The sequence below is a fragment of the SAR86 cluster bacterium genome, assembly GCA_023703575.1.
In the GTDB taxonomy this organism is placed as follows: Bacteria; Pseudomonadota; Gammaproteobacteria; order Magnimaribacterales; family Magnimaribacteraceae; genus Magnimaribacter.
The window spans coordinates 1,317,781-1,334,983 of sequence record CP097969.1; the positions used below are offsets into that span (position 1 = coordinate 1,317,781).

The 17,203-nt window shown below is 36.5% G+C and carries 18 protein-coding genes, 1 tRNA gene and 1 pseudogene; 2 read left to right on the forward strand and 18 right to left on the reverse strand.

The features are described from left to right. The first annotated feature begins 191 nt into the window (after nt 1-191). A pseudogene (locus M9C83_06715) lies at nt 192-794 on the forward strand (adenylate/guanylate cyclase domain-containing protein). 259 nt (nt 795-1,053) lie between these two features. After that, entirely contained in the window at nt 1,054-1,785 is a 732-nt protein-coding gene (locus M9C83_06720) for a DUF481 domain-containing protein (GenBank protein ID URQ66334.1), read from the forward strand. On the opposite strand, the gene M9C83_06725 is transcribed toward M9C83_06720, so the two are convergent. The 18 genes from M9C83_06725 to ilvC all read right to left on the reverse strand — a co-directional run bounded on the left by M9C83_06725 (nt 1,782) and on the right by ilvC (nt 17,201). Next, nucleotides 1,782-2,825 (reverse strand): cyclic nucleotide-binding domain-containing protein, encoded by a 1,044-nt coding sequence (locus M9C83_06725; protein URQ66335.1) that lies wholly within the window; start codon nt 2,823-2,825, stop codon nt 1,782-1,784. The two genes, M9C83_06720 and M9C83_06725, sit on opposite strands and share 4 nt — an antisense overlap. Before the next feature lie 39 nt (nt 2,826-2,864). Continuing rightward, nucleotides 2,865-3,731 carry a TauD/TfdA family dioxygenase gene (locus M9C83_06730; protein URQ66336.1) on the reverse strand — a complete coding sequence of 289 codons (867 nt, stop codon included), beginning with the start codon at nt 3,729-3,731 and terminating at the stop codon, nt 2,865-2,867. A 9-nt stretch (nt 3,732-3,740) separates the two neighbouring features. Then, entirely contained in the window at nt 3,741-4,106 is a 366-nt protein-coding gene (locus tag M9C83_06735; GenBank protein ID URQ66337.1) for a nuclear transport factor 2 family protein, read from the reverse strand. Further along, nucleotides 4,096-5,019, reverse strand: a complete 924-nt coding sequence (locus tag M9C83_06740; GenBank protein URQ66338.1) for a fatty acid desaturase — start codon at nt 5,017-5,019, stop codon at nt 4,096-4,098. The genes M9C83_06735 and M9C83_06740 overlap by 11 nt, the downstream gene beginning before the upstream one ends. Continuing rightward, on the reverse strand, nt 5,007-5,198 hold the full coding sequence (locus tag M9C83_06745; protein URQ66339.1) for a hypothetical protein: 192 nt from the start codon (nt 5,196-5,198) through the stop codon (nt 5,007-5,009). The genes M9C83_06740 and M9C83_06745 overlap by 13 nt, the downstream gene beginning before the upstream one ends. Before the next feature lie 37 nt (nt 5,199-5,235). After that, the gene (locus M9C83_06750) at nt 5,236-5,547 is read right to left on the reverse strand and encodes a rhodanese-like domain-containing protein (protein URQ66340.1); all 312 of its coding nucleotides are present in this window, start codon (nt 5,545-5,547) and stop codon (nt 5,236-5,238) included. 3 nt (nt 5,548-5,550) lie between these two features. Next, the gene (locus M9C83_06755) at nt 5,551-6,228 is read right to left on the reverse strand and encodes a nitroreductase (GenBank protein URQ66341.1); all 678 of its coding nucleotides are present in this window, start codon (nt 6,226-6,228) and stop codon (nt 5,551-5,553) included. Between the two features lie 260 nt (nt 6,229-6,488). Further along, the gene (locus tag M9C83_06760) at nt 6,489-6,950 is read right to left on the reverse strand and encodes an FKBP-type peptidyl-prolyl cis-trans isomerase (GenBank protein ID URQ66342.1); all 462 of its coding nucleotides are present in this window, start codon (nt 6,948-6,950) and stop codon (nt 6,489-6,491) included. 42 nt (nt 6,951-6,992) lie between these two features. Further along, on the reverse strand, nt 6,993-8,960 hold the full coding sequence (locus M9C83_06765; protein ID URQ66343.1) for a DUF3604 domain-containing protein: 1,968 nt from the start codon (nt 8,958-8,960) through the stop codon (nt 6,993-6,995). Between the two features lie 70 nt (nt 8,961-9,030). After that, the gene (locus M9C83_06770) at nt 9,031-10,377 is read right to left on the reverse strand and encodes a DsbA family protein (protein URQ66344.1); all 1,347 of its coding nucleotides are present in this window, start codon (nt 10,375-10,377) and stop codon (nt 9,031-9,033) included. After that, nucleotides 10,358-10,678, reverse strand: a complete 321-nt coding sequence (locus tag M9C83_06775; GenBank protein URQ66345.1) for a hypothetical protein — start codon at nt 10,676-10,678, stop codon at nt 10,358-10,360. The genes M9C83_06770 and M9C83_06775 overlap by 20 nt, the downstream gene beginning before the upstream one ends. 194 nt (nt 10,679-10,872) lie before the next feature. Next, entirely contained in the window at nt 10,873-12,477 is a 1,605-nt protein-coding gene (locus M9C83_06780) for a fibronectin type III domain-containing protein (protein URQ66346.1), read from the reverse strand. Between the two features lie 77 nt (nt 12,478-12,554). Next, nucleotides 12,555-14,096: a bifunctional metallophosphatase/5'-nucleotidase gene (locus tag M9C83_06785; GenBank protein ID URQ66347.1), complete on the reverse strand. Its 1,542-nt coding sequence runs from the start codon at nt 14,094-14,096 to the stop codon at nt 12,555-12,557. A 76-nt stretch (nt 14,097-14,172) separates the two neighbouring features. Further along, complete coding sequence (locus M9C83_06790; protein ID URQ66348.1) at nt 14,173-14,661, reverse strand: hypothetical protein; 489 nt, start codon at nt 14,659-14,661, stop codon at nt 14,173-14,175. Nucleotides 14,662-14,713: 52 nt separating this feature from the next. Then, nucleotides 14,714-14,791, reverse strand: a tRNA-Ile gene (locus M9C83_06795). A 105-nt stretch (nt 14,792-14,896) separates the two neighbouring features. After that, a complete protein-coding gene (locus M9C83_06800) occupies nt 14,897-15,040 on the reverse strand; it encodes a hypothetical protein (protein ID URQ66349.1) in 144 nt (47 codons plus the stop codon). Between the two features lie 339 nt (nt 15,041-15,379). Next, entirely contained in the window at nt 15,380-16,165 is a 786-nt protein-coding gene (pssA, locus tag M9C83_06805) for a CDP-diacylglycerol--serine O-phosphatidyltransferase (protein URQ66350.1), read from the reverse strand. A gap of 4 nt (nt 16,166-16,169) precedes the next feature. Further along, entirely contained in the window at nt 16,170-17,201 is a 1,032-nt protein-coding gene (gene ilvC, locus M9C83_06810; protein URQ66351.1) for a ketol-acid reductoisomerase, read from the reverse strand. Between the last annotated feature and the right edge of the window lie 2 nt (nt 17,202-17,203).

Below are 17,203 nucleotides of genomic sequence, written 5' to 3' on the forward strand. Positions count from 1 at the left end.
GTCCGATTGGGGGCTTAGTAGCCTTTGGTATTGGCAATGGACTGATCACCCTAAGTAGTTATTATTTTTTTATCACATATCTCTATTTAGTTGATCCAATTTCACCGATGGTGATCTGTCTTTTGGCTTACATAATTATTACTTTCTTTAATTTCTTATTTACTGAGATTGAAAGAAGTAAGGTAAGAAATGCATTTGCTCAATATTTGAGTCCAGTTATGGTGAGCAAATTGGCAGAATCAAGTGAATCCCTGGTTTTGGGAGGTGAAAGAAAGGAAATGACTGTGCTGTTCTCTGATATTAGAGGCTTTACAGCAATTTCAGAGAAATATAAAAATGATCCTGAAGGTCTAACTGATTTAATCAATCAACTTTTATCAGTCCTTAGTGAGGAAATACTTAGGACTGAAGGAACAATAGATAAGTATATGGGAGACTGCATTATGGCTTTCTGGAATGCACCAATTGATCAAAGGGATCATAGGGAAAGAGCTATAGAAGCGGCATTCAATATGCAAAATGCACTTAATGATCTTAACAACAAATTAGGAAAAATTGATCAGGACGAATTAGAGATAGGTATTGGTATTAATACTGGTGAATGTATTGTAGGCAATATGGGATCGAAGCAAAGATTTGATTATACGGTATTAGGTGATTCTGTGAATTTAGCATCTCGATTAGAAGGTCAATCTAGCAATTACGGCTTTCCAATGATCCTAGGTCAGTCTAGTATCCAGGGGTTAGACTCATTGCGAGTCATAGAGCTTGATTTAATATCGGTTAAAGGAAAACAAGAGCCCGAAAAAATTTATACAATACTCCCAGAAAAATTTGAAGTTATGGATCAATTCCATCAAGATCACCAGAACTTTATAGAAATGTACAGAACTCAAAACTGGGAAGGGGTAAAAACACATATACTTTCTTACAAAGAAAAGGTGCCTTCCTTTAACACATACTATGAACTTATCTCCAATCGAGTTGAGGAATATATAGAGAATCCTCCTCCAAATGACTGGCAGGGAGTTTTTGTAGCAAATACCAAATAATATGAAAAAGTTAAGTCTTATCCTCTTACTATTTAATACTTATTTTCTAAGCTCAGAGGCTATTGTAAATATTGAAGATCAACGCAATGAAGGTAAAGTAGGATTTTTCTCAAAATTAGGATTCCAGTTAAGCGGCTCAAGGGGTAATGAAGATAGAGATTTCTATTCATTAAATCTCAGAATAGATAACAACACTGAAAATATAGAAACTTTTCTTATAGCTCAGACTTCAGAACGAAAAAAAAATGAGATTAGAACATCGGACTCAAATTTTATTCATGGAAGAGTCATTTTTTTGAATAAGACCCGTTTCAGTACTGAAATCTTTGCTCAACGCAGTGAAAACCCTTTTAGGACTTTTTTTCAAAGAGATGTCATCGGCTTTGGTACTAGGATAAGCCTAGATGATTCAACTAAGATAGGCATAGGAGTTTTGACTGAAGATGAAGAGGACTTGCAAGGCATTGAATCAGATACTGAGAGGCTTTCAATGTATTTCACGGATCAATATGGCCTTGCTAAGAATGTTAATCTTCTCTTAACGGCTTACTTTCAACCTGCTCTGAATGATACTGATGACTATAAGGCCAGCATACTTGCTGGACTTAATTTCTTAGTTAATGAAAATATTAGTATTTCGCTGCAGCTGAGCAGTTTTTACGATTCAAGGCCTCCAGAATTTGCTGAAAACCAAGATGAACAGATAGCAACTGAATTTTCTTATTCTTTTTAACTATTGATAGCTTCTAATTTTGCCTCTATAGCTCTAAATAAAGTTGGGTGTTCATCAAACAGTTCTTCTAAGTCTTCTTTTTTTAGTTGCAGAAGTTTAACTTCCTCTAAAGTAGTAATGGTTGCTGTTCTGGGATTATTATTTATAAGCCCCATTTCACCAAAATAATCTCCTTTCTCAAGGATTACTGGATTTTCTAATTCAACTTGAGCACTACCCGATTCAATAATATACATTGAGTCTGCCTCATCACCCTTTTCAAAAACAGCTTCATTCGAAGGAAGAAGCACTGCATCCAGTTTTTCATTAATTTTACTTAGTGCCTTAATTGGCATTTCCTCAAAAAGAGGGACTTCTAGAATAGCTTCAAAGGTCACTAAGAAGTTTCTTTTCTGCATTTCCTCATAGTAGGCTGAACCTAGAATTGCAGCCGGAAGAGCAAACATTCCTATGCCTAACAACATTGTCAGTGTTCCTAAAACTTTGCCCAGAGGAGTGATAGGATGAACATCTCCGTAACCTACAGTTGTTAATGTCTCCATGCCCCACCATATAGCCAATGGAATACTCCCAAACTTATCAGGTTGAGCTTCTCTCTCAACGAAGTACATAATGGTCGAAAATAATAAGAGAACAGATAGAACTAAAAATAAAGAACCCAGCAAACTATGTCGCTGCATTTGGATAGTTTTAAATAAAGTGTTGCTGGGTAATAAAATTCTAGTCCTGCTGAAAATATCAAAAAATCTGAATAATCTGAATATTCTTAAATCTAAAATCCCGATAAAAAAGTAGTTAATCAAAACTAGAGAGTCCACTACATTCAAAAAGCCAAGCTTCCTCTCCAATATAAATCTGTAAATAACCTCGCCTAAAAAAATCAGCATAGACAGCTGAAAAAAGATATTCCCATAGCTAAGCATTGATTCATAGCCTCTTAAGTCCATCGATGAAATTACTTGATGAAAAATGTTTAGAAATATGAGGATCCCAATAAATTTATCAAAAAGAAATTGAGTATTTTTAACTGAATTATTCATAATCTAAGAAGTCGATTGAAATAACTTTATTTTATGAAACTATAAGGTCCCTTTATTCTTGAGGTGATTAATTAATTGTTTATCGTGAGTTGTTATAGCTGAGAAACCCTCTCTTAAAGCAGGCTTCCATCTAGGATTAGAAGATCCTAATACTTCGTCTCCCATTATGGTTACCCTTTGAATAATCCTCTCACCCACGAAATCATTTACTACATAATGTTGGGTGCTCCGGTTATCCCACATGGCAATAGTGCCCGGAGTCCATTGATAACGAACGGTGAACTGAGGTCTTGTCACCCACTTTGTTAAATAAGCAAGCAACATATCGCTCTCTTCAATATTCATTTCAACAATTCTTCTAGTAAAGTGCTCATTTACATATAAGACTTTCTTTCCCGAAATGGGATGCAACCTCACAACGGGATGTATAGCAGTTTTTTCAGGTTTTCCATGAGGTCTAGCATCATGTAGGGCAGTTATTCCTTCACATAAATCTTTGATTGGATCAGATAAAGCTTCGTATGCCGCATTTAAATTACTCCACATTGTATCTCCACCCAATTCAGGACACTTGACCATATGAAGTACAGACATAATAGCTGGAGAGTCTTGAAAAGTTATATCCGTATGCCACTCATCAGCTATTCCACCGGAGCTAGCAGCAAGTTCAAAGATCTTTGGATGAGTCACTGTTTTATTTTTTAGGTTTGGATGACCTTCAAGTTCACCAAACTTAGCACCATATTCAACATGCTCATCTTGACTTAACTTCTGACCGGGAAAAAATATCACTTTGTGCTCGGTTAAAAGAGATTTAACCTCTTCCACTTGATCATCAGATATTTGAGCTAAATCGACATTCGTTATCTCAGCACCAAGAGCAGCTGAAATCTGTCTAACTTTCATACTCACTATTTATGACTCTACATGGAACAATTTATTATAAATCTTCCATTCGCCATCTTTTTCTAAGAAAGAAAGAGTATCTAAAAAGACATGACCGATATAGCCATCTCTTACTGAAACAGAGGCTGTTGAACCTGCAATATCACAAGAGACTATTTCGAGAAGAATTTCATCACCCTTTTCCTTAGGAGACGGATCTTGGCTCTCTACAAATTCTGCAAATTCATCTACAGTCATTTCTGCAAGACCTGTTTCTAAATAACCAGTGATCATTGCATTTGGATGAAAGGCTTGTCTTACTTTTTCGGGATCTGACTCATACATAGAATCAAAATATAACTGTACACCTTCTTTAATTTTCTCTTTAGCGTCCATAATAAACCTCTTTAATATAAGTTACGGGATTCCATCTCAGCTTATCAGGAATATGCTCGGCTCCCGGTATGCCCCTTGCAATCATATAAGGCTTCAAAGCCTGTATAGCTTTGGCTTCATCATAGTGACAAATTCTTGGATACATATGATGCATAGAGTGTATTTGCATTGAATGATTCAAGAATCTGGGAATTTTGTTAGTCCAAAATCTGGTATCTTTATAACGTCCGCTACCCAACCCAGAGTGTGGCAAGTAGGAGAACACAACGCCCAAGTAGGACGTTGCTACTCTTTTTGGGATCCACCACAAGAGCAAGGTCTCAAGGGGATAAAGAATAGCCATGAAGATTTGAACGAAGTAAAAAAGTAGAGTCCATGCTCCACCTTTCTCTAACGCAGCTTTGAATTTTGGATCCTCTTCCATGTGTTTTCCAATAGATTTCATAGCTGGACCATCATCATTGTAAGAAACATTTACATTTCTAACCGCTCCAAGCCAGCTGTTAGCATTACCATGGAAAAAATCTGGATCATTATCTGGATCATTTGTATGAGCATGATGTTTTAAATGAGTTGCCTTCAATGCGTCATGAGACTGCGCTAATGGGATTACACTTATTTGTCCTACCCAAAAATCTAGCCATTTAAGATTCTTCCTTCCGCCTGATAAATGACCATGCTGACCAGCATGAGATGGAAGATAGGCATTGCAAGCTGTAAAAAGAGCAATCAAAAATCCAACGAAAAGTGGAATTATTGCGTTAAGAACAAGTACCCAAGTAACTACCCATATTGTGAATTGCCCAAGACCTATAAGGATCATTTCCCATTCGATTCGGCCCATAAAAGTCCTAGCAACTTCTCTTTCTGCTTCTATGGATAAATCTATGGAATTATCATTTACGTAATCCATGACCAACCTTTATTTTTTGCTAAGAGACCAAACAGAAGTCCTAAACCATAGCCAGTTAAAGAAATAAGAAGACCTGCTTCAAAAAAATAGAGAAGAGTAGCTCCAAAAATACTACCCCAAAATAAAAAGCCGAACCAAACTAAAGCCCATTGTTCAAGATGTTGACTTAACCACTCCATGCTTGCATTCTAGCCTTTATATTCGTTAGCATCAATTTTAAGGAGCACTTCTCTTAGCACCAATAAATTCTTTAGCTTCCTCGAATCCACCAATATTTATTACCCTAGTATAGCCTTCTGCTTCAAGTATTTTCTTAGCTTTCCCAGACCTCTTGCCGCTTCTACAAAACAGAAAGATTTCCTCATCTTTTGAAATAAATGTCTGAATATCTGAAATATTTTGCCATTCAATATTTTGTGTATTCACTATCGATTCGTTTTCAAACTCTGCAACTGTCCTGACATCGATAAATACAGTGCTAAAGATTAAATTTGGCCAAAAAAATATTAAAAATAGTAAGCGATACATTCGCTATTCCTCAAATCCAATAAAAGTAGCTACTTCTGAAACAGGCCTCCTTTTTGAAACTACCTTATTAGCTGGAAAATTATCATCCGGATAACCCATCGCTACACAAATCATAATGACTTGATCATCTGGAATCTTGGCATATTCTCTTACAACTGGAGACTGCATTATTCCCTGACTATTAATGACAGATCCAAGTCCTTTAGACCAACCAGCATTTACTAATCCGTTTACAGCCGCACCGCAATCAAACTTTGAGATGTCTTCATCTTTTAATTCTTTATCAAAAGTCACGATTATGGCTACTGGTGCATCAAATTGTCTAAAACCTCTTAACACCCAATCTTGTCTGGCTTCTTTATCATCTCTTTCTATACCCATTTCTTTGAAAAGCTGAATGGCGATCTCTATTTGTCTTTCTCTATGCACGCCCTGATAACCCATGGGCGGTCTAATTTCTCTAGACGGCGGAACACCCTCAACATTTCTTTTTGTATTCTCTTTTCTAATATTGTCCAAGGCAGTTCCAGTAATAACATGAAAATGCCAAGGTTGTGTATTCATTGAAGACGGAGCTCTAGTAGCCAACTTTATGACTTCTTCTAAAACTGCTTTTGGTACGGGTTTATCTAAATAACCTCTTGCACTTCTTCTATCATTTATGACTTCTTCGTATCTCATGATTCTTCCTTTTTTGTGACTTTATACTAAAAAAACTATTTTTTATCTTGAAAAAAATCTAAATGCCCTTAAATAATTGCTTGAGCCGCTTTGCTAATAATCTTGGAAATTTCGGGCACGTACTTCCTTATAAATTGTAGACGCTCGGCTCCAATCTTACCTAAGATCTCTTCGCTCATGGATGAGCGAGTTATGAGAAATCATAATCTTGAGAAAAGTGGTTGGTCAGTTTAATCGTATCATTGGCCATCCACTTTTTCTTAAGTTTCTATTGAATGAAGGCTTACTTCGAAAATTAATAAGGAGTTAGGAGGAATACCTGGCCTGCCCGCTGTTCCATAAGCAAGGTCAGGATGTATAAATAATTTCCAACTATCCCCAACTTCCATTAGAGATATTGCTTTCTGGCATCCCGGAATAAGTTGAGCAAGAGTTACCACTAATGGTTCTCCATTTTCAATGGAGCTCCAGAAGACCGATCCATCTAATAAAGTACCATGGAAGTCTGCATTAATTACATCTTCAAGGCTAGGACTTATCCCGCTGCCACTCGTCTTTAATTTTTCATACTGAAGACCAGCCTCAATTTCAAAAACTCCAGGATTACTTAAATTATTCTCTAGGAAATTATCACTCTCTAACAAGTTATCTAAATTATCATCTCCTCCTGAACAAGAAATGACGATTAAAGCTGACATGATCACCAAAAATATATTTCTCATGATGATATTTTACACTTAAAAAAACTTATAAATGTTAGGTAATTAACTTCCTGATAACCATATTGGAGAAGACCAAGCCCTTTCCTGAATTATCACGGGTATATCTTGTCTAGGTTTCTCTCCTGCTCTGATCGCATCCCAAGTTGACCACCTGCAAGTAGGATTTTCTAGGACTCTAGCATAATAAAAAGTGTTTTGATCTTTTTTAAATTCAGGGTCTTTCCAAAAGGTTTTTATCTCTGGATCGCCCTTTTTAAGATCTATGGAGCAATCATCTAAGTTAACATTATTATCATAGTCTTCGCACCTATGAGTTGTTGGATTTATATTTGCGTTGTCAGAGCAAGCTATGTCAAAAACCTTTTCTCTATGCTCTCCTTCTTCCAGCCATCCTTTGATTATTTGAACTCTCTGTAAAGGCGCTCCAAGAGGATCAGAAATTGCCCAAACAAGAAATCTAGGACTTTCATCGCCCACTTGAGTGATTGTTCCTCCCATAGGAATATTTTTCACATAGGCATCTTTTATGAGACCAAGGTCACTAAGCTCTGAATCTTCTAGGTTATAACCAGCAAAAAAACGTACTTTTATTCTAGGTCCGCTGGTGCCAAATGTTTCCTTGCGTCTAAAGGCGTTATAAATCGAATCACGAGTATTTTCTTCAGCCCACACGCCTGCAAGTCCTGAAGATCCAAATCTAATTAAACGTGTTCCAATATTTAAATAACTTTCGCCTCCTATTTCACTGACTGTTTGAGGCCTAAAAACTTTTGATATAAATCCATAAAAACCTCTAAAAGGAACTGAACCTCGTAAATATGGTTCTCCGTCTAAAAGTCCTATTTTGGAAAAATGCGTTTCCTCGGTATAGGAGCCACCTGCAACATGGGTATCACTCGATCCAATTACTCCGAATTTAAAAGGATTAGATAAACCCTTTTCCTCGATTATTAATCCTCTTAAGTATGCATCTCTTACATAACTTCCCTTTAAATTGTTGATAAGGTTCTCACCTTCGACATTTGTTTTTGCTTCGAAGTTTGCCCATTCATCATTCTTTGATAAAAATGGATGAGTCTCGGAAGTTCCTTTCGCCTGTGTTATCTCAGTTAGAGGTTCATTCCGAAGTCGCTGATTAACATAAGCCTCATCTATCGGACCTCCGTTATAATCATTCATAGAGAAGGCGGACCCTCCTGAAATATTTGAATTATGAGGAATGGCCAAGCTCTCTACCCCACTTATCCTTAATCCATCCATCCAGTCCCATAGTTTTTCAGGATCGAGGCTATCTGCTCTTGAGAAAATGCGTTCAGGAAGGTTCTTTGTATCCTTGAAGATTACGTTCCGATGAAGATACTTATCATATAGCTCTACACTTGAAGTAAATTCGTAACCAGCGAATGTAGTAAATATTCCTGGTTTGTATGCATCATTGGCTGCCTTAATAGTTTTTTTCCAAACCGAGTTACCTACTTCCTGAATTATGTCTCTATCAATACTTCCGTCCTCTACACCCTCAGCAAGTTCGCTACCAAAGGCCCTAAAAAGACCATTTCTCTCAAGAATTGAAAATATACTATTACTTACCGTCTTATTGAGGTCATGCATGGGCTTTGAGATTTCATACTTAGAGAACTCGGTGCTTGTATCTGCCGATTCTTTTAATAGTCCTAAAAAAACAGCATGATCAGTTACAGCATAGAAATCTAAAGGCTTTTTTAGTTGTATTTTGTATCCTGTGGGATGCGGTATCGCTTCACCTTGAGCAAATCTATATGCATCTGCAGGTGTGCTTATAGTCCCAAATGTATATGCATCAAATGAGTTTGCTGTATGAACATGTAAATCACCAAAATAAGCATTCCTATCTGGATTAGGCTTTGGTCTAGGGTATATATCCTTTTTTATTTGATCTATAAATTGCTCAGAATATGAATTTTGCTCTGATTCTGAACAAGCATTGAGTATAAAAAAAATTATTATCCAGAAAAATTTAAATTTAGACATGCTGTTCCCCAGTTTTTATAGGCGATTTTTAAGAATTACATCCTGATTTCTTAAAATATTAGATAAGTAATTAAGCTAAACGCCTATTTATTTCTTCCTTCAGAAGCCACATCCTATCTTGGCCCCAGACATAAAATGGTTCTTTACCATCTAAATCAGTAATCTTAAAGCTTGGTACTCCCCAACAGTTACCCGCATACATATCTTTAAGATTATCATCCAAAACCTTTTTCCATTTTTTTGTATTTAAGTCTTTTTTGATTATAGACCAATCTAGTCCAAGTCTTTCGACTAAAGACTTTAAATATTCATCTTCGCCTATGTTAATCCCTTCATAAAAAGAAGCTTTTAATAGTTCGTCAATATACTCAAACCCTTTTCCAGCCTCATCGATCACAGGAAATAAAGAATAAGCTTTCCTGGCTGGTTTGCCGATTGGAGAATAAATTTGACCCATTGGATATCCATGTTTTCTTGCCTCACGGGCGGCGTCAGAAATAATGTACTTGGCTTTTAGATCAATAATTTTCATATTGCGCATTAGCATTGGTAAAACGGGCTTCGTAATCAAGTTTACAGGATAGTCATCTCTCATTTCTCCAACTCTTTTTGCACTAGCATAGGTATATGGACTGTTCAAAGAGGGATAGTAATATAAATTAACTTGTTTATCTGATTCCAAAGATGGGGGAGAATTTAAAATAGGAGCACAAATTGGTTCATTGTTTGTATCTTTCTTTAGACCAAGTTCAGATAATCTATCTTCTAAGTGATCAATCCTATCTACACCCCAATAAAGTTCCTTTTCATAATAAAAGGCAGATCCAAAATAATAACCTTTTGCATTTCTTATCGAATTACCTGCAGCTAATTTCTCTGATACTTCTGTCTCAGTGGAGCTATAAACCTTAGATAAAGAACTCAAGGTATCTTCATCCCCTTGCCATAATGCATTGCTTACTTCTTTAGCAACTTCTGAAAACTTATCTTCTTCAACCGAAGTCAAAATAGCATTAGACAAATCAACTAATTCCTTTTTTGGATAAGATGTTGGTTGAAAGTCAATACCATAGTAAGGAGCTATGCGTTTTGAATCTTCCAAACAATAAGCATTATATAAATTAGGTTCATGAATGGTTTCAGGGTTTTCATCTCCAACTAATATAGGTTTTAAAACTACACCATAAGAAGCCTTAATTTTTTCTAGATACTGAATAGTTAAATGTGAGTAAGGATCATCTACCTTATGAAAATATGTTACTTCGTGCGGTCTATTTTCCAAGTCCCTTTTAGCCTCAGCATCTATTCTAATCTTTTTAAACAGATCATAGCTGGAGAAAGTATTCATGCTGTAATTTCTAAGCTTGCTACCTATGGTGCGTTTCGCCAAGAAATTCCTAAGTGCTTTTTTTATCATTTAAATCCTTTGCGATTGGAAGGAGCCATAGCCCTAGCCATGTATTAACAATCAGTTTCACTGTAACCATTATGCTTGCTGGGAGGCTCCAGACAAAATTTAAGAAATTATTCCAGAACCAAGAATACATCCAAACTTTAATAGGTTTAAGGAATGTAAGTTCCAAGAAATCAGAAGTACTAAAAGTCATTAAGCTATACTCTGGAGAAAAAAGGAAAGAGTAAGTCCATAAGCAAAATGCAATCTGTATCGGTGTAGTGAATACCAAAAAGTAAGCAAACCATAGTAATGTTCTACTCACTAGAATTTCTCTTATAAAAGGATTCTTCATTCTTAAGAATCTCTTTGAGTGCTGACTCACTTAGCTCAGATAATTTAGGATTGTCATAACCCCTACTGACCAACAACTTTAGGTATGTTTCTTTTCTTGTCTCCACACTGTGAAATATATCTTAAGTGTTCAATATAGACCAATCGGAGATTCTTTAAGAATTATTATTTCCTATTTTCTTCCGGAAGAGCTTCGAGTAAAAGGTTAGGCAGCCCCTTTCTTTTTTGGAGTGTAAATTGATCATAAAGCTTTCCTGTTGCCTCGTAAGCTTTATAAGTTAGGTTTTTGTCGTCAATATTGATAATCTGATAAAGCTGAGTATTTTCAGCTACTCGCTTAGCATAATTACCTTTAGTAATGCCATACATCTTCGGTCCACTTACAGATACAACATATACTGTTCCAATTTCAGGATCATAGGCTTGTTGATAGCCAGAGGGTACATTTTCCAAATTTTCGGTGTCTACCTGACCGGTACGTGCATAGGTATGATCATGACCACTAAGAACTAAATCTACCTTAAATTCATCTAAGAGAGGCTTCCATAGTTCGCGAAGCTCTTTATTATCTCGATCTGATCCAGGAGAAAAGACCGGATGATGAAAAGCCACAACAGTCCATCGATTAGGATTATCTTCTAGTACTTTTCTAAACCAAGGAATCTGTATTTCTTTTGCCTTATTTGAATCCAATGAAATAAAACGTACACCTTGATAATCAATGTAATAAACAGTCTCTTTAAGAGTTTCATCAGGAACATCTTGAATAGGGAAAGCAAATTGTGGACGCCAATGATTACTTACGGCTGGGGTTCCTCGATCTCTTTGGCGATCATAAAGAGGCTTGGAGTAAAAACTTGAACCAACTAATTCGCTTTTTTTGAATCCTGTAATGGATTCAACTTGATCATCGACAAAAATGATATTACCTCCATCATTAAACTCAAAGGAGGCACTATTGCCTTCTGGTCCAGTAAATGAAACTTTATAGGTCGTTCCTTTATCAGATGGCATAGGTTCAAATGCGGTCATCATGACATCTATAGTCTTTCCATCTTTTGTCTGCCAATAACGCTCAGATTCAGGACCTTGATTAATACGATAATATTCATGGTTTCCAGGAGTTGCTATAACAGGAATCGTACCATTCACCCAGTCAGGGCCTTGATGCCAATCTCCCCACTCAGCGTCCCAATTAGGGTTATCGATTAAATCACCGGCATGTAACGTAAATGCAGCTCGTGGTGCATCTCTAAATGCCTCCCTAAAAACCCTCGACCAATGTGTGCGCACTTCATTTTGAGCGTCACCAAAATAAATGAAGCTAAAAGGTCTAGGCCTATCACTAGCTGTTTTGAAATGGTAATACTCTGTCCAATTTACTCCATCACCCACACGATAAGTATAGAGAGTATCTGGATCAAGATTTTTGAAAGTTACAGTGTGATAATTAGCCTCATTAATATCGCTCTTGAAGAAAGAAGTTTCTGCAATAAACTCCTCTATTTCTAAAGCTCTTCCATTTGCATTTGCTAGTGCCAAATGAGCCATTCCTTTTTTTGTTGAGGCGTCTGTACGCCAAGTAACAGATTGAGTGGTAGCTGGATCAGCTTCCCAAGTTAACACTACTCTATCCGGAAGTGGTGAAGGTGCATGAGCTAACTCCGAAGAATATTTAGCGACCTTACTTTCATCATGAGAGGAAACACCGTAGCTCAAAACAAATAATAAGAGAAAGGTAAATTTGGATAAATATTTTGTAAAGTTCATAAAAACATTATGTTTGAGTAAAGTTACAAATAGAATAACTTTTAGTAAATTTCTTATGTGTTAGCTAAGAGACGATATTAAATTTCTGAATCGATAACAAGGACTCTACCTTCATATTTGGGTTCATAAACCTCCATATCATGAAGAAAATACTCAGCAGCATCAACTATCAAAACCCCTGTATCAATATACTCAATTGAGTTCTGAAATTCCCAATATCCGTCTCCCCCCTGCGTAACAAAATTAGGAGCGGCTACCCAATATTCATCATCATTTTTTAATGGCTTTCCTTTGATCCAAATTTCGTGTGCCTTATTTCTAGGACTAAATGAATATTTGGCATTTTTTGAAACTTGCAATATGCCATTTGTCATACCTGCAGCATGATTAAATATTTTTACAACTTGAGAGCCTTTTAATTTTGTCATGACAACAGTATTAGGAAACGGAAATGCAGAAATTAAATCCCCTTTCGTTACTGTTCCAGGTTTTATGTCCTGTCTAAGAGCACCACTGTTTACAACGGCTAGATCTATTCTAGGATCAAAAGCTTCTATTGCATCAGCGAATAAGTTGCCCATATTGGATTCTTTTCCGTATGCTCTTACAAGTCTTTTTGTGGAGGAAACAATTGGTACTTTTGCAACTTGGTCTACTTCTTTTTGCCAAAAAGTAATTTCACGCAACATATCTGGATCATCTTCTAGCTCATCATCATAAATAGTTATGAGTTCGTTAGAATGGGAGACTATTTTCTTTTTTTCTGTATCAAACATAACTTGCAGTTTTCCGAGCTCAGTTGCAGTTGCATTGGTTGAAACAATAATTGTGCCATTCGAAACCAGAGCCTTTTCTGTTCCCTGGTGGGCATGTCCAGTAACAATAATATCCACACCGGGAACATTCCGGGCGAGGAGGATATCCTTATAAAGATTTCTCTCGACATCAGTTAATCCAATGGTAGATTGTCTCCCAGGCATTCCTTGATGCACCGCAAGAATAATGATGTCTGTTATGGGTTCTAACTCTTTTATATATTGTCTCAGATACTCTTCTTCATCTCTGGCTTCAATACCTTCTGTCATTTTAAAATTGATGGTGTCATAGAAAGCAAACTTGCCATGAAGACCAATAATTCCAATTTTTAATCCTGCTCTTTCTAGAATTAAATAAGGGTTATCCCAAACTAAATCATTAGTCCCTTCAAAAAAAAGATTACCATTAAGAATTGGAAAATTAGCTTTCTTGATTTGTTCCAGCATATTATCCCATCCATGATCAAATTCATGATTGCCTATGCAAGCTGCATCAATTCCCAAAAAGTTCATCGACTTAATCACTGCCTCACCCTTGGTTAAAGTACTTATATAGGGGCCTGAGAAGTAATCTCCAGCGTCAATAAGAATATTATTAGGGTTAGATGCCTTTTCTTGTTTTACTAAGGTAGCTAAATTGGCAAAACCCCCAATCTTTCTAGATTCACTAATCCAAGGTGCGATCCTTGGAAAGAGATGTGCATGCAAGTCATTTGTATGCAAGATAGTCAGTTCTTTGACTTCGCAGAATGCCAGATTAGTAAAAAAAATTACGTAAATAGCAGTTAAAGTTCTTTTGAACATATTAATAATATGAAAGCATAGATAGGAAAACCCGAGAGTTTATAAGAATACAGATCTAACTTTTCTGTTAGAAATTTTATGGAACTTCTGGTAGGTTATTATAATTTAAATCGCTGTATGGATTCTGTTCAGCGATTGAATCAGGATGAATAACGGATATTACAATGTCACTAGCCTGATCTCCTGCTAGAAAAGGCACAAAACCACCTGCCGGTTTCATATCTATAGTAGCTATTCGGTCATTTTTTGTATAAACCAAGAGTACTTCCTCACCAACTTTTGAAGATAGAAGAGACCAACCAGTTGATGGGGTTTCATTGCCATAAAAAATTAAATTTTCAGCAGGGCTATAGCCTGAAGATAGTACAATTCTTCCCGAAATAGCATCACCAGTTCCTAGCAGCACTGAAGGCACTTTTATGATATCAGCATCACTAGGAAGAGGTAAATCTTCGAGCAAATAAGCTATTACCTTCCTTTGATTGACTTGATACTCATCAGTGATTATTGCACAAGAGGATAAAAGGATCATGACAAATGCGAGAGTAAGATATTTTAATTTCATAGAATAATATTACTTTCTTTAGCGTTTAATTAGCAAGTCATTTAATTGAAGATGGTGGGTCTGGGAAGACTTGAACTTCCGACCTCACCCTTATCAGGGGTGCGCTCTAACCAAGCTGAGCTACAGACCCACGTTCGTGGAGCGAGCATATTACATCAAATTTAATATTCTAGTTAATAAAACATACATAAAAAAAGGGCCAGCAGGCCCTTTTTCTAACTTTACGATTTAAAAGTCATATTTCAAACCCACGCTCATATTTCTTCCTGGTTCCACTAGCTAACTGGGCTGAAAAAGTAAATGAAGACTCCGAAGTAGCTATATGGGGTCCAAGAACAACCTTCACTCCTCCGGAAGGAACTGATAACTTTCTATTCATAGCAGACGAAACTGCTCAAGCAGCAGTCCTTGCATCGATAGAAAACTTAGATAATAAATCTAATTATAAGTGTCTTTTTGAAACTCAAAACAAGTCTTCCCAATTTGAATTTCTTGATCCAAATAATTGTATCGAGAGGATCTACAGAAATAATGAACCAGCAGGTAAGAGTTCGAAATTATCAAAAAAAATTGAAGAACTAGAAATAAAAACTGACAATCTCTATGTTTTTGGAGCCGGAGAGGCTAAACAAACTTCACTAATAAGAAAAACACTCAAACAAAAGTTTGGTCTTGAAACAAATCAAATGAGTTTTACCGGTTATTGGAGAAGAACGAGCTAGTTTTTGATTCTTTTCTTAACCCATAACAAAGGGCCGGAAATGATATAAGCAAAAGCAAGGCTTGCCAGTACTATTGGTGGATCTATAGAAATAAGCACAAAAATAAATACTACAAATAACATTGAAAAGAACGGAACTCTCTTTTTAAGTTCTATCTCTTTGAAACTATAGTAAGGAATGTTTACCACCATCAAAAGAGAGACGAATCCAGTCAGAAGAGCAGTAAATATTGCTAAGATTCTTCCAACTTCTTCTCCCTGAATACCAAAAGAACTCATTGCCCATACAAAATAGACGACTGTAGCGCTAGCAACAGGACTGGGCAATCCTTTGAAGTAAGTATCCTCTGAACCTATGAAGGTATTAAATCTAGCTAGCCTTAATGCTGCAGCAGCAACATAGAAAAAAGAGAAGACCCAGCCAGTTTGGCCTAAGGAATCTAAGCCCCAAAGAAAAACAATAATAGCCGGTGCAAGACCAAAAGAAATGACATCGCAAAGACTATCATATTGCGCACCAAATAAACTCTGAGAATTTGTTAATCTCGCAACTCTTCCATCCAGACCATCAAGCATTTGAGCGGCAAATAGGGCCATACCTGAAGCAATGAAATTTCCATTTATGGCAGAAACAATTGAGAAAAATCCTGAAAAAAGTGAAGCGGTTGTTAACAGATTAGGCAGTAAATATATTCCTCTTCGAGTAACCTTCTTACCATCCTCGGATACAACCTCTTCATGATCATCAAAGAGATCTAGACTTTCATGATGGTCATCAGACATAAGCTTAATTTTTGGCTTTATCTACAATTTTGTTTTGAGCTATCCAAGGCATCATAGCTCTAAGTTCAGAGCCTACTTTTTCTATTGAGTGTTCTGAAGTTTGTTGACGATACTCCTTCATCCTTGGTCCGCCCTTTCCATCATTACTCTCTCTGCAATCGCTCATAAATTCTTGAGCAAATTCACCAGATTGAATTCTTTTCAATACTGCTCTCATTTCCTCTTTGGCATCAGAATTAACTACTTTTGGCCCACTCACGTAATCACCAAATTCTGCTGTATTAGAAATACTATATCTCATATTCTCTAATCCACCTTCGTATATAAGATCTACTATAAGTTTCACTTCATGCAAGCATTCGAAATAGGCCATTTCAGGTGGATATCCGTCTTCGACTAAGACTTCGTAACCATTTTGGATTAATTGTGTAAGCCCTCCACAAAGAACTGCTTGTTCTCCAAATAAATCAGTTTCTGTTTCGTCCTTAAAGTTAGTTTCAATAATACCAGCTCTCCCAGAACCTATAGCTGAAGCATATGAAAGACCAATTTCTTTTGCATTCCCAGATATGTCTTTGTGAATCGCAATAAGGCAAGGAACTCCTGCACCTATTTCGTATTGAGACCTAACAGTATGACCAGGCCCTTTTGGAGCAACCATTATCACATCAAGGTCTTCCCTCGGCTCTATCATGTCAAAATGTATGTTAAATCCATGCGCAAAAGCTAAAACAGCTCCTTGTTTAATGTTATTTTCTATCTCACTCTTATAAGTAGCAGATTGCAATTCGTCAGGCATTAAAATCATTACCATATCAGCATCTTTTACGGCCTCTGCAACTTCTTGAACATTCAGCCCAGCAGCTTCAGCTTTTGACCAGGAAGCAGATTCTTTTCTGAGTGCAACGGTTACATTTCCACCCGAATCTTTAAGATTATTTGCATGTGCATGACCTTGTGAACCATAACCAACTATGACTACTTTTTTATTTTTAATAATATCTAGATCAGCATCTTTATCATAATAAACTTGCATAA

What these genes read in the sequence shown, in the direction of transcription:
- M9C83_06720 (URQ66334.1), top strand. Translation starts at nt 1,054, where the DNA reads ATGAAAAAGTTAAGTCTTATCCTCTTACTATTTAATACTTATTTTCTA.
- M9C83_06725 (URQ66335.1), bottom strand. Translation starts at nt 2,825, where the DNA reads ATGAATAATTCAGTTAAAAATACTCAATTTCTTTTTGATAAATTTATT.
- M9C83_06730 (URQ66336.1), bottom strand. Translation starts at nt 3,731, where the DNA reads ATGAAAGTTAGACAGATTTCAGCTGCTCTTGGTGCTGAGATAACGAAT.
- M9C83_06735 (URQ66337.1), bottom strand. Translation starts at nt 4,106, where the DNA reads ATGGACGCTAAAGAGAAAATTAAAGAAGGTGTACAGTTATATTTTGAT.
- M9C83_06740 (URQ66338.1), bottom strand. Translation starts at nt 5,019, where the DNA reads ATGGATTACGTAAATGATAATTCCATAGATTTATCCATAGAAGCAGAA.
- M9C83_06745 (URQ66339.1), bottom strand. Translation starts at nt 5,198, where the DNA reads ATGGAGTGGTTAAGTCAACATCTTGAACAATGGGCTTTAGTTTGGTTC.
- M9C83_06750 (URQ66340.1), bottom strand. Translation starts at nt 5,547, where the DNA reads ATGTATCGCTTACTATTTTTAATATTTTTTTGGCCAAATTTAATCTTT.
- M9C83_06755 (URQ66341.1), bottom strand. Translation starts at nt 6,228, where the DNA reads ATGAGATACGAAGAAGTCATAAATGATAGAAGAAGTGCAAGAGGTTAT.
- M9C83_06760 (URQ66342.1), bottom strand. Translation starts at nt 6,950, where the DNA reads ATGAGAAATATATTTTTGGTGATCATGTCAGCTTTAATCGTCATTTCT.
- M9C83_06765 (URQ66343.1), bottom strand. Translation starts at nt 8,960, where the DNA reads ATGTCTAAATTTAAATTTTTCTGGATAATAATTTTTTTTATACTCAAT.
- M9C83_06770 (URQ66344.1), bottom strand. Translation starts at nt 10,377, where the DNA reads ATGATAAAAAAAGCACTTAGGAATTTCTTGGCGAAACGCACCATAGGT.
- M9C83_06780 (URQ66346.1), bottom strand. Translation starts at nt 12,477, where the DNA reads ATGAACTTTACAAAATATTTATCCAAATTTACCTTTCTCTTATTATTT.
- M9C83_06785 (URQ66347.1), bottom strand. Translation starts at nt 14,096, where the DNA reads ATGTTCAAAAGAACTTTAACTGCTATTTACGTAATTTTTTTTACTAAT.
- M9C83_06790 (URQ66348.1), bottom strand. Translation starts at nt 14,661, where the DNA reads ATGAAATTAAAATATCTTACTCTCGCATTTGTCATGATCCTTTTATCC.
- M9C83_06800 (URQ66349.1), bottom strand. Translation starts at nt 15,040, where the DNA reads ATGAATAGAAAGTTATCAGTTCCTTCCGGAGGAGTGAAGGTTGTTCTT.
- pssA (URQ66350.1), bottom strand. Translation starts at nt 16,165, where the DNA reads ATGTCTGATGACCATCATGAAAGTCTAGATCTCTTTGATGATCATGAA.
- ilvC (URQ66351.1), bottom strand. Translation starts at nt 17,201, where the DNA reads ATGCAAGTTTATTATGATAAAGATGCTGATCTAGATATTATTAAAAAT.